Below are 15,617 nucleotides of genomic sequence, written 5' to 3'. Positions count from 1 at the left end.
CCAGCTCTTTGGTCTGTGTGACAGGGCCATAATAGAATATTTATTAATATATCCCATTAATTTTCGTTGAAGTGTGTTTGTGCCTGGGGGGCTGTTTGAGCAAAAAATTATTTAAATCAGGCTTGATTGTCAGCGTTATGACGCTGATTTCACGAGTATTAGGTTTAGTTCGAGATGTAGTGATTGCGAACCTAATGGGAGCAGGCAGTAGTGCTGACGTGTTCTTTTTTGCAAATAAGATACCTAATTTTTTAAGGCGTTTATTTGCCGAAGGGGCTTTTGCGCAGGCATTTGTGCCGGTACTGACCGAGTACCAGGAAAAAATGACCCCAGAAGATACACGCGAGTTATTAAGTAAAGTCGCTGGTACCTTAGGTGTACTAGTGACAATTGTTACTTTGGTTGGTGTTGTTGGTTCTCCAGTATTAGCTGCTCTTTTTGGTGGTGGCTGGTTTGTCGATTGGTTAAATGACGGGCCTAATGCAGAAAAATTTGAACTGGCTTCTGTCATGTTAAAAATTACCTTTCCGTACTTATGGTTTATCACCTTCACAGCCCTAGCAGGATCAATCCTTAATACTCGTGGACGCTTTGCAGTTTCAGCCTTTACGCCAGTATTTTTGAATGTGGCGATTATTGCCGTGGCTTTATGGTATGCGCACACATTAGAAAACCCTGAAATTGGTTTGGCTTGGGGGGTATTTGTTGGTGGATTGATTCAGTTTTTATTCCAAATACCTTTCTTAATTCGTGAGAAAGCACTTGTTATGCCTACGTGGGGATGGCATCACCCTGGTGTGGTAAAAATTAGAACCTTGATGATCCCAGCTTTATTTGGTGTGTCTGTGTCGCAAATTAATTTATTGTTCGACACTTTTATAGCCAGTTTCCTGATGACCGGATCGATTAGTTGGTTGTATTACGCAGACCGCCTATTGGAGTTCCCTTTAGGATTATTTGGTATTGCCATCGCGACAGTGATTTTGCCTGCATTATCGCAAAAACATGTTAATGCCCAAGGCAGTGGCTTTAACCAAACGATGGATTGGGGAGTAAAAGCCATTTTACTCTTAGGCACACCGGCTATGTTAGGACTGATTATTCTTGCTAAACCAATGCTGATGGTGTTGTTTATGCGTGGTGCATTTAGCCTAAATGACGTTGAAATGGCTTCGTATAGCTTGGTTGCTTATGGCTGTGGTTTGTTAAGTTTCATGATGATTAAAGTGTTAGCTCCAGGATATTATTCGCGTCAAGACACTAAAACTCCGGTTAAATATGGCATTATTGCCATGGTTAGTAATATGGTGTTTAACCTTATTTTTGCCATTCCATTTGGTTATGTGGGCTTAGCCATTGCGACCTCAATGTCTGCGCTATTAAATGCGGGTTTGTTATATCGAGGTTTGCATAAAGCGGGCGTTTATCAAATGAGCCGACAAACGTTATTTTTCTCGTTTAAAGTGATTATTTCTACAGCCTTAATGGCCATTGGCATTGTTTATTTTATGCCGCAACAAAGTACATGGCTCGAATGGCACACCTTTGAACGGATGTTTATGTTGATTGAGCTCATTGTTGGTGGCGCGGTTATTTATTTGTTGAGTTTACTCGCATTGGGTGTACGGCCTTGGAAAATTAAACGTCAGGGATAATTTATCCTACGTGAGAGACTTAGGCATATCGGCTGATTATCCAAAATTCGCTGTAATAATCTGAGGTTGAAACTCGCATCTGACATTGGTTTGGGTATATAATCTGCCGATTTGCAATAGGCAGTATTGAGCGTAATGGAATTAATCCGCGGTATACACAATATTTTACCTTCTCATCATGGTTGCGTTTTGACCATTGGGAATTTTGATGGTGTCCATCGTGGCCATGCACAGGTGATCAGCAGCTTGGTTAATAAAGCGCATCATTTTCAACTGCCTGCAATGTTAATGACCTTTGAACCGCAACCGCAAGAACGTTTTCGTGGTACAGATGCGCCGGCACGTTTGAGTCTTCTACGTGATAAAATTAGATTGTTAGATGAGCTTAAAATTGATCAGCTACTTTGTATCAATTTTACTGAAGCCTTTGCTAGTCAACCTGCTGAAGCGTTTATTGAAGAGTTACTGGTTAAAAAACTCGGGGTTAAATATCTCGTTGTTGGAGATGATTTTTGTTTTGGTAAAGGTCGCTTAGGCAACTTCGATATGCTCGTTGCTGCGGGTAAAGAATTTGGCTTTACTGTGGTCAGTACACAAAGCTTTGTTGTTGGTTCGTTGCGAGTAAGCTCTACTGCAGTGAGAGAACAACTAGCGTTAGGGCACTTAGAGCAAGCAAGGCGGTTATTGGGTCATCCTTTCATTTTAAGTGGTAAGGTTGCACACGGGCAAAAATTAGGCCGTACAATTGGTTTTCCAACAGCAAATATTGCCTTAAAACGACACGTAGTACCTGTAAGAGGGGTGTTTGCGGTTCGTTTGTACTGGGATGGCAGCGATATTTATGACGGTGTGGCTAATGTGGGTTTTAGACCCACTGTAAATGGTCAAACTTGCAGATTAGAAGTCCATTTGTTTGATTTTAGCGGTGATTTATACGGCAAACGAGTGGAAGTAGAATTAGTAGCAAAGATCCGTGATGAACAACCTTTTGAGTCATTGGACGCGCTAAAAAAACAGATTTTAAATGATGCAAATGAAGCTCGCGCTTTATTTAGCAACGATGCTAGCTGAAATGAATCAGCTTTAAATAATGGTATGGGATCAATGAGCGACTATAAATTTACTTTGAACTTGCCGGAAACAGAGTTTCCGATGCGCGGTAATTTGGCAAATCGCGAGCCAGAAATGTTAAATAGCTGGACGCAAGACGGACTGTATCAACAGATCCGTGATAGCCGTGCTGGCCGTAAACCTTTCATTCTTCATGATGGCCCTCCATACGCCAATGGCAGCATTCATATTGGTCACTCGGTAAACAAAATCCTTAAAGACATCATTATTAAGTCTAAAACCATGTCAGGTTTTGACGCGCCTTATATTCCAGGCTGGGATTGTCATGGATTACCGATTGAGCTTAAAGTTGAGCAAAAAGTCGGTAAGCCAGGTGTCAAAATTTCTGCGGCAGAGTTTCGTGAAGAATGTCGTAAATATGCCGCTATCCAAGTTGATGGCCAACGTGATGACTTCATTCGTTTAGGTGTATTAGGTGATTGGCAAAACCCTTACCTAACCATGGACTTTTCAACCGAAGCGAATATTGTCCGTTCATTGGCAAAAGTAATTGAAAGCGGTCATTTACACAAAGGTGTTAAACCTGTGCATTGGTGTACCGACTGTGGTTCAGCACTTGCTGAAGCTGAAGTGGAATACGAAGATAAAACATCTCCAGCCATCGATGTCGCTTTTGTGGCGGTTGATAGCCAAGCCGTTGCAGCTAAATTTGGCGTAGAAAATTATGCTAAACCAGTAGCAATGGCAATTTGGACCACGACCCCATGGACGATTCCTGCAAATCGTGCATTAGCGTTAAGCCCTGAGTTAGATTACAGCCTGGTTGAATTTGTTAAGAATGGTGAAACGACTACCTTGATATTAGCTCAAGTTCTGGTTGAGTCATGTCTTGAGCGTTACAGTGCAGAGTCACACACTATTTTAGGTGAAGTAAAAGGCGCAGAACTTGAGTTAATGCGTTTTAATCACCCATTTTATGCGTTTGACGTGCCTGCTATTTTAGCCGATCACGTTACTACTGACGCAGGTACCGGTATTGTACATACAGCACCAGGCCACGGTCAGGACGATTTTATTGTCGGCCAAAAATACGGTTTGGAAGTCGCTAACCCTGTTGGCGACAATGGTGTTTATAAGCCAGACACTGAGTTTTTTGCTGGTCAGCATGTATTTAAAGCCAACGCCAATGTGGTTGCGCTGTTAGAAGAAAAGGGCGCATTACTTCTGCATGTTGCTATACGCCATAGCTATCCACATTGCTGGCGCCACAAAACACCAATTATTTTCCGTGCCACGCCACAATGGTTTATCTCTATGGATAATCATGGTTTGCGTTCACAAGCGTTAAAAGAAATTGAACAAACGAAGTGGATCCCTGATTGGGGCCAAAGCCGTATTGAAAAAATGGTAGAAAACCGTCCAGACTGGTGTATTTCACGTCAGCGTACTTGGGGCGTGCCTATTACGTTGTTTGTACATCGTGAAACGGATGAATTACATCCAGACAGTGTTTCATTAATGGAACGTGTAGCGCATCGCATTGAACAACAAGGCATTCAAGCTTGGTGGGATTTAGATGCCAGTGAATTGTTAGGTGATGAGGCAGATCAATACCGCAAAGTGACTGATACATTGGATGTATGGTTTGACTCAGGTTCATCATTCTCATCTGTTGTCGCAGCGCGTCCAGAGTTTCATGGGCATGACATTGACTTGTATCTAGAAGGAAGCGATCAGCATCGTGGTTGGTTTATGTCATCATTGATGATCTCAACCGCTATGAATGGTAAAGCACCTTATAAGCAAGTGTTGACTCATGGTTTTACCGTTGATGGTAAAGGCCGTAAGATGTCAAAATCTGTTGGTAACGTGATAGCTCCATTACAAGTAATCAATAAGCTAGGTGCTGATATTTTACGCCTGTGGGTTGCTGCAACTGATTATAGTGGCGAAATGACGGTATCTGACGAGATTTTAAATCGTAGTGCTGATGCATATCGTCGTATTCGTAATACTGCCCGTTTCTTGCTTGCTAACTTGAATGGCTTTAACCCAGAAACGGACATGATCGCATCTGAAGACATGGTCGCGTTAGATCGTTGGGTTGTTCGCCGTGCAGCAGTACTGCAACAAGAAATCATCGAAGCGTATGATCAATACAACTTCCATTTAGTGACTCAAAAACTGATGCAGTTTTGTTCTGTAGAGCTAGGCAGTTTCTATCTTGATATTATTAAAGATCGCCAGTACACCGCTAAGCAAGAAGGGCATGCACGTCGTAGCTGTCAATCTGCGCTTTATCATATTGCCGAGGCAATGGTTCGGTGGATGACGCCAATTTTAAGCTTTACCGCTGATGAAGTGTGGCAATTATTACCAGGTAAACGTGAAAAGTATGTGTTTACCCAAGAATGGTATCAAGGCTTAGAAGCCGTCACTCTTGAAAGTGATTTAAGCGATGATTATTGGGAAAAACTATTAACTGTCCGTAATGAAGTTAATAAAGTACTCGAACAAGCGCGTCGTGATAAACGTATTGGTGGTTCATTAGAAGCTGAAGTGACATTATTCGCTGATGCCGATTTAGCGGCTGAGTTAGCTAAAGTGGGTGATGAGTTACGATTTATCCTTATTACCTCTAAAGCAGCTGTTGCGGATATGTCACAAGCGGGTAGTGATGCCATCGAAACTGAACTAAGTTCGCTTAAACTAGTGGTAGCCAAAAGTAGCGCCGAGAAGTGTGAGCGTTGCTGGCACTATCGTGAAGAGGTTGGCACCATTGAAGCTCACCCAACATTGTGTCAACGCTGTGTGACCAATATTGAAGGTGAAGGCGAGAAACGCGAATTCGCTTAAGGAAACATTGATAATGAGTACTGTGCCATTAACTTGGAAAGACAGTGGCTTGCGTTGGTATTGGGTAGCTGCATTGGTGTTTTTAGCCGATCAGCTATCTAAACAATGGGTCCTGAGCAATTTTGAATTGTATGAGTCTATACAGCTTTTGCCGTTTTTTAATTTCACTTACGTGCGAAATTACGGTGCAGCATTCAGTTTTTTAAGTGAAGCTGGTGGGTGGCAACGTTGGTTGTTTACCATTATTGCGGTCGGTTTTAGTACCTTGTTAACAATATGGTTGCGTAAACAATCTTATTCGTTATGGCGCAGTAATTTAGCCTTTACCTTAGTTATTGGCGGCGCATTAGGTAATTTGGTTGATCGTTTAATGCATGGTTTTGTAATTGATTTTGTCGATTTTTACTGGAATACCAGCCATTACCCTGCATTTAATATTGCCGATGCAGGCATCTTTATTGGTGCGGTACTGATCATTTGGGAATCATTTAGACCCGACGCAAAGCCATCGAAGGAGCAAGATTAACTGTGACAGATTTAAATAAGCAAGACAGTCATTCATTAATATGTCATATGAATATTGTACTGGAAGACGGGTCCACAGCCGACAGTACAAAATCATCTGGCAAGCCTTCACGTTTAAATATTGGTGACGGTAGCCTAAGTCCGGCTTTTGAAGACGAACTGAAAGACTTGAAAGAAGGTGATAAGCACACATTTACCTTAGCGGCAAAAGACGCTTTTGGTGAGTCAAACCCTGATGCGATTCACTATATGGACAGAAGTCGATTTCCTGCAGATATGAAGCTTGAAGACGGTGTTATTGTGAGTTTTGCGGGTCCTGGTGGCAGTGAAATACCGGGTATCGTTCGCGATACTGCTGGTGATTCAATTACCGTCGACTTAAACCATCCACTCGCAGGACGCACGCTTACGTTTGAACTTGAAGTTATTAGTGTCATAGCTGAGTAAAAAAGGTATCACATGCTAAAAGTTGATCCGACGTCTCCAGAACTGAGTATTTTATTGGCCAACCCTCGTGGTTTTTGTGCCGGTGTTGACCGTGCTATCAGTATTGTTGAGCGTGCTTTAGAGTTATTTGAACCACCAATTTATGTACGCCATGAAGTGGTACATAACCGATATGTGGTTGAAAACCTAAAACAGCGTGGTGCTCTTTTTATTGATGAACTTGACCAAGTACCAGACAACAGTATTGTTATTTTTAGTGCTCACGGTGTATCACAAGCTGTGCGTAAAGAAGCTAAAAATCGTGGTTTAAAAGTCTTCGATGCGACATGTCCTTTAGTGACAAAAGTACATTTACAAGTGACTCGTGCAAGTCGTAAAGGTATTGAGTGCATTTTGATTGGTCATGAAGGCCATCCAGAAGTTGAAGGCACCATGGGACAATATGATAATCCTAAAGGTGGTGTTTATCTTATTGAGTCTCCAGAGGATGTTAATAATCTTCAGGTCAATAACCCAGACAACTTATGCTTTGTCACTCAAACAACACTTTCTGTTGATGACACCTTAGATATTATTACTGCATTGCAAAAGCGCTTTCCTTCAATTGAGGGGCCGCGTAAAGATGATATTTGCTACGCGACGCAAAATCGACAAGATGCTGTACGTAGTATGTCTTCCGAAGTCGATTTATTGATTGTTGTCGGTTCTAAAAATAGCTCTAACTCAAATCGATTACGTGAGCTGGCTGAAAAAACAGGTACGCAATCTTATCTCGTTGATACCGCTGCTGACGTTGAGGCTGTGTGGTTTGATGGTGTGAAAAAAGTAGCAGTAACTGCTGGTGCTTCAGCGCCTGAGGTGTTAGTGCAACAAGTTGTTAACGCGATAGCTAAACTTGCACCGAGTATTATTACTGAAGTTGAAGGCCGTAAAGAAGACACTGTATTTGCAGTTCCAGCTGAATTACGTTAATTGTTACGTTCACAATCACGTTAGTTATTTGTTTTATTTCAATATGTTAAAGATATTAACCCGCAACTTAATTTAGGTTGCGGGTTTTTTGTACTTGAAAAATAAACCGAGTATAATACCGATAAATTGTTTTGAGCTATTAATCATGCTTAATATACAAAATTGATACTATCTGATTACATTTAACTCAGCTATCATCTATATATTAAGTAATACTAGCTTGGCGTAACAAAATTTAAGGTCGTATTCTCTAATATTGATCTTTGCAGGGGGTTTGACGCTTATGTCACCTAAAAGGAATGGATTTTCCTTGATTGAAGTTATGGTCTCACTGGTTATTCTGGTGATAGGCCTTATTGGCATTTTTAATCTTCATATTATATCAAAGCAAGGCAGTTTTGAGTCTTTTCAGCAAACTCAAGCCTCGTATTATGCTAATGACATTATTAACCGAATGCGATTGAATCGAAGTCAGTTAAGTTCCTATGGTACAGCAAGTGGCATCAGTTATTCTGGTACATCATTAACAGTGCCTTCTAAACTCTGTACTGGCGCTAGTTTATGTTCACCAGCAGAATTGAAAGTATGGGATGTGTATGATTGGCAAACAGAATTTATTGGTTCATATGAGAAATATTCAGGTGTAAATGTTGGCGGTTTAGACACTCCCGTCGCTTGTATTTTTGTAAAACCTAGAGAAGTTATTGTTGTCTTCACATGGAAAGGGATTAGAGATATGTCTACCGATAGCACAGGACATAGTTCTGAAGCGATTAGTTGTGGAACAAGTGATAAAAAACGTCGAGTGTTCGAAGTAAAAACGGCTATAATTTAGGTGATTAAATGCAATTAAATATTTATAAACATAGCGGTATGTCACTGGTCGAGTTGATGGTAGCCATGCTGATCAGTTTATTTTTAACTGCTGGTCTTTTTACCATGTTTAATATGTCTTCGAGTAATGTTACAACAACGAGCCAGTTTAGTGAACTTCAAGAAAACGGTCGTATTGCGCTTGTGTTAATGGAAAAAGATATTAGCCAACTCGGTTTTATGGGAGACATCACGGGAACTGATTTGATCTTTAACGTGAACGCAGCAGTTAGTGCAACCGCTATAACTAATGATTGTATCGGTGCAGGGTTAAATAATTCAACGTTTCCACTAAACGTCCCTGCACATTTCAGACGATTATGGGGATATGAGAAAATAGCTTCAGGTCCAGCGCTGAGTTGTGGCAGTTCTTTTACCCCTCAAGATAATACAGATGTTATTCAAATAAAAAGACTTGTTGGCCCTTCAGTGCTTGCAGCAAATAGACAAGCTACCCGATATTATGCGGCTGTGACATCAAACGCAATTAATTTTTTTGACGGCAATGGTGCTGTACCCAATATGTTAAACAGTAGGCTGTGGGAATATCAGCATCATGTTTATTTCATCAAAAACGATGGTTCGATCCCTGTTTTAAGACGAAAAACACTGACGATTACAAATGGAATGAATAATGAAGATCAATTAGTTGAAGGTATCGAGAATATAAGAATTCTTTATGGTTTCGATAATAATGGTGATTCATCTCCGGATCGATTTATACCCGCTAGTGCTGTAAGTACGTTTATGTGGGATAACCAGGGTTTCCAAAGGTTAGTTGCATTAAAACTGTTTGTAATGGTTCGAACAAGCCAAGAAGATAAAAGCTATGATAATAAAATAATCTACAAATTAGGTGATAAAACCATAGGACCCTTGAATGACCATTATCGTCGAAAAGTTATGTCAACGACAGTAGTATTGGAAAACCCAGTTTTAATAAATAGTTAATTTTACTCACCTGAAAGGTAAATATAATGATTAGATCTTTAAAGAAGCAACATGGAATAGTGTTGTTTTTTTCACTAATTGTTTTGGTATTAATGACCATTATAGGCGTCGCATTGGCTGTTAATTCGACTCAATCACTACGAATGGCGGGTGCTGGAACAGATCGTTTAGCGGCTATGTCACAAGCTAACGGTGCGTTGGATCTAGTTATTTCACAAAGCGTGGCGAAAAAGTTTGCAACGGATACAGTTTTTACAAATAGTGCTGAATTAACGGGGACACAAGTGATAACAGCCTTACCAATAAGCAATCCAGGTATTGAAGTTAATTGTCAGCGCTCAGAAAAAGCGACCGCTGCTAATTTAGTTAATTGCCGTCGTTTAGAAATATCCAGTTCAGCAACTTTTGGCCGCAGTGGTTTAGGCCAACTAACAGTTACATCAGGTATTGAGCAAGAAGTGCTCGCAGGGAGTTAATTATGTTAATTAAGCATATATGTTTCGCAATTGGATTTGCTTTTATTGGCGCCTCTGCTAACAGTTTGGCAGACGACACTGAGTTGTATGTTTTGGAGGCATCTATTAGAAGCCAAGACAACCCCCAAGTACTGGTTATTTTAGATACTTCTGGGAGTATGGGTGATAACGACTTTACAGCTCCTCGATTTCACGCCCAAGGTAATATCAAGAACAATACAAAGATTTATTACTCCTACAATGCAGCTGATGTGCCTTTAGCTTCGAGCACTCAATATTTTGAATACTCTAAGAATGGATGTGCTTCTTCGAAAGGTTTTTTAGCCGATTATGGGGTTTATACAGGGTATTTTCGTCAATATAATAGCTCGAAATGGAGTTTATTTCCGTTGACCGATGGAACCGGAATGACAGCAATTGATTGTTATGAGGATATTGCAGAAAACAATAATAGTAATGCATCCTCTTATTCCAATGGTTTTCCTGTCGATGGTTTAACATCGCCATATGATACCGACATTGAAAAAGCTAAATTAACCGAGTTAGGTTTAGGCAAACCCATATATATTTACACCAAAGACTATATTGATTGGTATCACGATACGAGTAAGCCGAATGGTGTGAGTAATCGTTTATCTTATACTCGAATGGATGTGGCGAAGCGCGTTATTGAAGAAATGATAGTCAATACGCCAGGAGTAGATTTTGGTTTAGCTATTTTTAATAAAAATAGTGATAATAGTAAAAACGGAGGCCGCATTATTTCTGGTATCAAGGCAGGAACTATTGCAAATAAGAATAGTTTAATCGATAAAGTAAAAGATTCAATATCAATCAACGGTAATTACACACCGCTGTGTGAAACTTTATTTGAAGCCTATAGTTACCTTTATGGAAAAAATATAAAGTTTAGTCGACAAACCGGTGGCTCAACGGGTAATCCAACCTTTGATACCAGTATTGAAAATAATAACAACACTAAATATATCTCGCCGTTTGTCGATAAAAAATGTCAGTCTAAAGCTTCTATTATTTATGTAACTGATGGTATACCCAATAATGATGTGGCTGCTGATTCGGACATTGGTTTACTGCCTGGGATCAAAGTGACCGATGGTATAGATGTTGTTTGGAATAGACGTACCACAACGAACTTATTGCCAGCTTTGGCTGGGTGGATGTATAGAAATGACGTTAATCCTAATATATCAGGTGATCAAACTGTAACGACTTATACCATTGGGTTTAGTGAGGGAGCCACTGAAGCGAAACCGCTGCTTGAAAAAACGGCATTGTTAGGCGGAGGGAAATTTTATGAAGCTAACTCGGCTGCAGCATTACAAGTTTCCCTTCTTTCTGCTCTTGCTGCGATTCAAGAGGACAGTGCTAGTTTCTCATCTCCATCGGTTGTTTTAGATAAAACTCAAACGGGTAATGCAGCATATTTTGCCATGTTTCTACCCACAACTGGGCCTCGATGGTCTGGTAATATTAAAAAATTTAAGGTAGAGGCTGATGGCTCGATAGTTGATCGAAATGGTGCAAGCGCTATTGATGATACAGGTGCTATATCTAAGACAGCTTGTTCACTTTGGACAGACCCAACAGTATGTTCTGCAACAACATATAATGCTGCCGATGCGTCAGTTGGTGGTGTCGCTGCCAAGTTAAGATCGACTTATAATTCTTCTGTATCAACACGTAAGGTATTGACTAATATCGGTTCTACAGGTGCTTTAGTCCCATTATCAAAAAGTAACATCCAACTAAACAGTGCTGTAAACACAGATACTAAACTTGCAACACTAATGGGTGTCACAGATGGCAATATTGAAAGCACGTTGGATTGGGCCAAAGGGGTAAACATTGATCAAGAGAAAATAGACCCTAATGACACAACCGCACCTTATATTCGCCATGATATTATGGGAGACCCTTTACACTCTAGGCCTTTAGTGATTAATTTTGGTACGGTTTTATCCCCCAATAATAGAGTAATTGTTGGAACAAATCATGGCTATTTGCATATGTTTAAAGACATAGAAAGTGCTGATGGTAAAAGTGATAGTGTTGTTGAGTCTTGGGCATTCTTACCCACAGAGCTTTTAAAAAATATCAAAGGATTAAGAGATAACCCAAAAACGGGTGTCCATTCCATTTATGGTTTTGATGGTACGCCTGTACCGTATATTGAGAGAAACTCTAGCGGGTTGATAACAAAAGCTTGGTTGTTTTTTGGTATGAGACGTGGTGGCTCATCTTATTATGCACTTGATATTTCTGCTCCCGATGCTCCAATTTTGAAATGGATATCACAAAGTGCAGACTTCCCATTAATGGGGCAATCTTGGTCTAAACCTGTGGTAACAAAAGTGCCAGGTTGGCCGTCAGGAGCTGTAACTGCAAACAGCGCAAAACCAGTTTTGATTGTGGGCGCTGGATATAATCCGACAACAAAAGATGGTCCAGGTGTTGGTGCAATTGATAGTGGTGTTGGCTCTGGTGCAGGATTATATATTATCGATGCAGACACGGGCGTCAGGGTTCATAGCTTTGGTGCATCTGGAACTAATACGGTAATGTCAGGTTTAGCTGATAGCATACCTAACTCAGTTGCAGTATTAGATAGCAATAGCGATCAGTTGACAGACCGTATTTATGCTACAGATACCGGCGCTAATGTATGGCGAATTGATATGCCAAGTTTACCGACTTCTTCATCAAGTCCTTGGAGTGCATTTAAATTTGCTAGCTTAGGTAGTAAGGGGTCAACTGAAACTGATATACGATTTTTCTCCGAACCTGTCATAGCTCAAACTGCGTTTAGCAATGTACAAGCATATACTCATACAACAGGTGCACAAACTGGTACGACAACTTATGAGTATCAAAACGTGCCGTATGATGCGGTAACGATTGGTTCTGGACACAGACCTCATCCGTTAGATAAGGTTAGAAAAGACCGTTTCTTTGTATTACAAGACCGAAATATTGTGTCTAAATCATTTAGTAGTGCTGCAGGTAATACGGCACCAACAACATTACAGTTAAGCAATCTTTACGATGTCACCACTAGTTCACCAGTAACAGATACCGAAAATCTTGCTTTTGGTGAAAAACGGGGCTGGTACTATAATTTTAAATCTGTGGGTGAGAAATCGTTATCAGCTTCAACCATTGCAAACGGAAAAGTGTTTTTTACCTCATACGTACCGGAAACAGGCGCGACAGCTAACGCTTGTATTGTGCCAGGTCAAGGCCGTTTGTATCCTTATGATTTACATAAAGGTACTCGTACCTATGTGCATACGGAGGATTATTTTGAAACCGGTGAGCAAGTTCCTGATACGCCAACGCTAGTAATTCCTAACAATGGAACAAACGAAAGTTATATGTATTTAATCGGGATTGGTGATGCAGCCAATGACATGATTAAAAAAGATGAATATAAAAACGATGGCTGTGCCGCAGGTGATGAAAAATGTATAGGTGGTGGTCTAGGTGTTAACCGAATTTATTATCATGTTAATGAGAATCAATAATGAATCATTCAGCAAAAAAAGGTTTTACACTTATTGAATTAATGATATCAGTTGCAATAGTTGGTATTTTAGCTGCAATTGCATATCCTTCTTACACACAGTTTGTGGCTAAAGGTGCGCGAGCAGATGCGCTTGCGGGTTCAATGCATGTCGCTAATCTTCAAGAGCAATATTATATAGATCATCGTGTATTTACTAATGACATGACTAAATTAGGATTAAATGCAGATCCTTGGAAAGTTGAAAATGGCTTTTTTGAAATAGATACTACTTTAACTGTTGGTGGTTATTCTATTATTGCTACAGCTATAGGTGTTCAGGCAACAAGGGATACTGCATGTGCTTCTATTACATTAAGCTCAACAGGAGCTAAAACGCCTGCAGCTTGTTGGTGATTATTAGTCAAAAATCAATGATAATATGAAATGATAGATGGAAGTAAAGTATATGCTTTACTTCCACTGTTTTATGAGCAATTTACCGAGGTTGTTATGGTTTGAAGCCTCCCTGAAACACTGAGAGAAAAACCTTTTGAATCGTTGCTTGTTTTAGATGTTGGGCAATAGTTTATAGTGTTACTTGCGGAGTTAGTCGACATTCCATCGGGAGTGTAGCTGAAGCTCAAGAAACTGGATTTTATAAAGTCATTCGTGTTGAACGCGCCAATTTCTTTTAATACCGTGTCAGTGCTCTCTTTTGATCCGAATGGGGCGTTATCAATAAAAATACTGTATCCATTTATCCAATTAGTGTTACATGTAGAGCCAGATAAAGGACAAACTGTAACCCGAACTCCTAAACTGACAGCTTGAGAGCGAGCGAAAGTGAACGAGTTCTCGATTGAATCTATCGAATTAGATGATCTTACTTTATCGTATACTGAACTTAACGAAGGTATTGCCACTGTTACGAGTACAACCGCAATGGTAACGGTTACCATTAGTTCTATAAGAGTAAATCCATTTTCTAAACGCTTCATACTGTTCACCCTATAGCGATACTTGGTTAGTTTAACATCACTAAGTATAACTAAGGATTAGGTTAAATACCTGATGTTTTTTACTTAGCATCATGTACTTATCAATTAAGTCTTGGTTATTCAGGTTTGCATACAATATTTTTTTTCTTAGAAAAGCGTATTCTTCCCGCTTGATTGATTATTACAGCTTTAGAGTATTGATTGTTAATGTCATCAGGACAGTATACGAGTGTACCATTGGTACCTGATGCTAGCCCGTCTGGTTGGAACCTTATCGATTTACGGTTGTACTGTATTATATCATTTTCATTAAATTCATTCGTTTCACGTAATAAAATATCATTTCCATCTATTACATTTTTCTGTCCAGAATCAATAAATACCGTTAAACCAATAGACCAATCTGTATTGCATTTACCTGACGATATCGGGCAAACTGTTACTCTTGTGCCGTAGTTTATGGCAGTATTTCTTGCAAAAGATAAAGTATTTTGAATTAATCTAATATTGCTGTTAGCTCGTACGTTTTGGTTTATCGCTAACATTGAGGGTAGGGCTATCAGCGTTAGCAAGCTAAAAATTGAAAGGGTAGTCATTAACTCGATAAGATTAAAGCCTTTAGCATTATTCATTACATCATCCTTGATTAAATACAGTTAATCTAATTGTGTATTATTTAATCAATTGTAGTTGATGTTTTCAATTGTGCACAAAAGGGACTATTTTGAAAAAGTCATAAATAGCAGCAGTAAGTTGCTACACTTTCTAGTAATATATTTACATAAAAGTATGAAACGATAATTTATGCTCAATTATTACTTGTTTAATGCGAATTTTATAAATAAGCCCTGGAGTATTTAATGAAAAAAGTCGAAGCGATTATTAAACCGTTTAAACTTGATGACGTGCGTGAGGCACTTGCTGAAATTGGCATTACGGGTATGACGGTATCAGAGGTTAAAGGCTTTGGGCGTCAGAAAGGCCACACAGAGCTTTATCGTGGTGCAGAATATATGGTTGATTTTTTACCTAAGGTAAAAATTGAATTAGTGATCCAAGATGACATTCTGGAACGTGCGATTGATGTTATCGTTGATATAGCCAGAACAGGTAAAATTGGTGACGGTAAAATATTTGTAACTGATATCGAACGCGTGATTCGTATTCGCACTGGCGAAGAAAATGAAGAAGCAGTATAAGGCCCATAAGGGCCTTTTTTTATAACTGTAAATATTGTGTGATTATGTTGTTGGTATAAGGTAATTCCGAG

At 39.7% G+C, this 15,617-nt stretch carries 14 protein-coding genes; 12 read left to right on the top strand and 2 right to left on the bottom strand.

Annotated features, from left to right (window positions below; translation table 11 throughout):
• The first annotated feature begins 95 nt into the window (after nt 1–95).
• The 11 genes from murJ (at nt 96) to AAEY94_RS09890 (ending at nt 13,763) form a co-directional block, all read left to right on the top strand.
• Nucleotides 96–1,655, top strand: a complete 1,560-nt coding sequence (gene murJ, locus AAEY94_RS09940) for a murein biosynthesis integral membrane protein MurJ (protein WP_101086378.1) — start codon at nt 96–98, stop codon at nt 1,653–1,655.
• A gap of 135 nt (nt 1,656–1,790) precedes the next feature.
• Nucleotides 1,791–2,726, top strand: coding sequence for a bifunctional riboflavin kinase/FAD synthetase (gene ribF / locus AAEY94_RS09935; RefSeq protein WP_101086379.1), 936 nt, complete (start codon nt 1,791–1,793; stop codon nt 2,724–2,726).
• Between the two features lie 33 nt (nt 2,727–2,759).
• The gene (gene ileS / locus AAEY94_RS09930; RefSeq protein ID WP_101086380.1) at nt 2,760–5,582 is read left to right on the top strand and encodes an isoleucine--tRNA ligase; all 2,823 of its coding nucleotides are present in this window, start codon (nt 2,760–2,762) and stop codon (nt 5,580–5,582) included.
• A gap of 22 nt (nt 5,583–5,604) precedes the next feature.
• On the top strand, nt 5,605–6,108 hold the full coding sequence (gene lspA, locus AAEY94_RS09925; protein ID WP_041413659.1) for a signal peptidase II: 504 nt from the start codon (nt 5,605–5,607) through the stop codon (nt 6,106–6,108).
• A gap of 2 nt (nt 6,109–6,110) precedes the next feature.
• Nucleotides 6,111–6,554, top strand: a complete 444-nt coding sequence (gene fkpB / locus AAEY94_RS09920; RefSeq protein WP_101086381.1) for an FKBP-type peptidyl-prolyl cis-trans isomerase — start codon at nt 6,111–6,113, stop codon at nt 6,552–6,554.
• Nucleotides 6,555–6,596: 42 nt separating this feature from the next.
• Complete coding sequence (gene ispH / locus AAEY94_RS09915) at nt 6,597–7,526, top strand: 4-hydroxy-3-methylbut-2-enyl diphosphate reductase (protein ID WP_182744784.1); 930 nt, start codon at nt 6,597–6,599, stop codon at nt 7,524–7,526.
• 283 nt (nt 7,527–7,809) lie between these two features.
• Nucleotides 7,810–8,361 (top strand): type IV pilus modification protein PilV, encoded by a 552-nt coding sequence (gene pilV / locus AAEY94_RS09910; protein WP_101086383.1) that lies wholly within the window; start codon nt 7,810–7,812, stop codon nt 8,359–8,361.
• An 8-nt stretch (nt 8,362–8,369) separates the two neighbouring features.
• Complete coding sequence (locus AAEY94_RS09905) at nt 8,370–9,350, top strand: PilW family protein (protein ID WP_101086384.1); 981 nt, start codon at nt 8,370–8,372, stop codon at nt 9,348–9,350.
• 26 nt (nt 9,351–9,376) lie between these two features.
• Nucleotides 9,377–9,826 (top strand): pilus assembly PilX family protein, encoded by a 450-nt coding sequence (locus tag AAEY94_RS09900; protein WP_101086385.1) that lies wholly within the window; start codon nt 9,377–9,379, stop codon nt 9,824–9,826.
• A gap of 2 nt (nt 9,827–9,828) precedes the next feature.
• Entirely contained in the window at nt 9,829–13,368 is a 3,540-nt protein-coding gene (locus tag AAEY94_RS09895; RefSeq protein ID WP_350978664.1) for a pilus assembly protein, read from the top strand.
• Nucleotides 13,368–13,763, top strand: a complete 396-nt coding sequence (locus AAEY94_RS09890) for a type IV pilin protein (protein ID WP_101086387.1) — start codon at nt 13,368–13,370, stop codon at nt 13,761–13,763. Before AAEY94_RS09895 ends, AAEY94_RS09890 begins: the two co-directional genes overlap by 1 nt.
• A gap of 71 nt (nt 13,764–13,834) precedes the next feature.
• On the opposite strand, the gene AAEY94_RS09885 is transcribed toward AAEY94_RS09890, so the two are convergent.
• Nucleotides 13,835–14,347, bottom strand: coding sequence for a GspH/FimT family pseudopilin (locus AAEY94_RS09885; RefSeq protein WP_101086388.1), 513 nt, complete (start codon nt 14,345–14,347; stop codon nt 13,835–13,837).
• 116 nt (nt 14,348–14,463) lie between these two features.
• On the bottom strand, nt 14,464–14,979 hold the full coding sequence (locus tag AAEY94_RS09880; RefSeq protein ID WP_101086389.1) for a GspH/FimT family pseudopilin: 516 nt from the start codon (nt 14,977–14,979) through the stop codon (nt 14,464–14,466).
• A 228-nt stretch (nt 14,980–15,207) separates the two neighbouring features.
• Between AAEY94_RS09880 and glnB the strand changes: the two genes are divergently transcribed.
• On the top strand, nt 15,208–15,546 hold the full coding sequence (glnB, locus tag AAEY94_RS09875; RefSeq protein WP_101086390.1) for a nitrogen regulatory protein P-II: 339 nt from the start codon (nt 15,208–15,210) through the stop codon (nt 15,544–15,546).
• Nucleotides 15,547–15,617 lie beyond the last annotated feature (71 nt).

It is taken from the genome of Shewanella sp. AC34-MNA-CIBAN-0136, assembly GCF_040309945.1.
In the GTDB taxonomy this organism is placed as follows: Bacteria; Pseudomonadota; Gammaproteobacteria; order Enterobacterales; family Shewanellaceae; genus Shewanella.
Note: the sequence above shows the minus strand (reverse complement) of the source record. Positions and strands in the feature narration are given on the sequence as shown.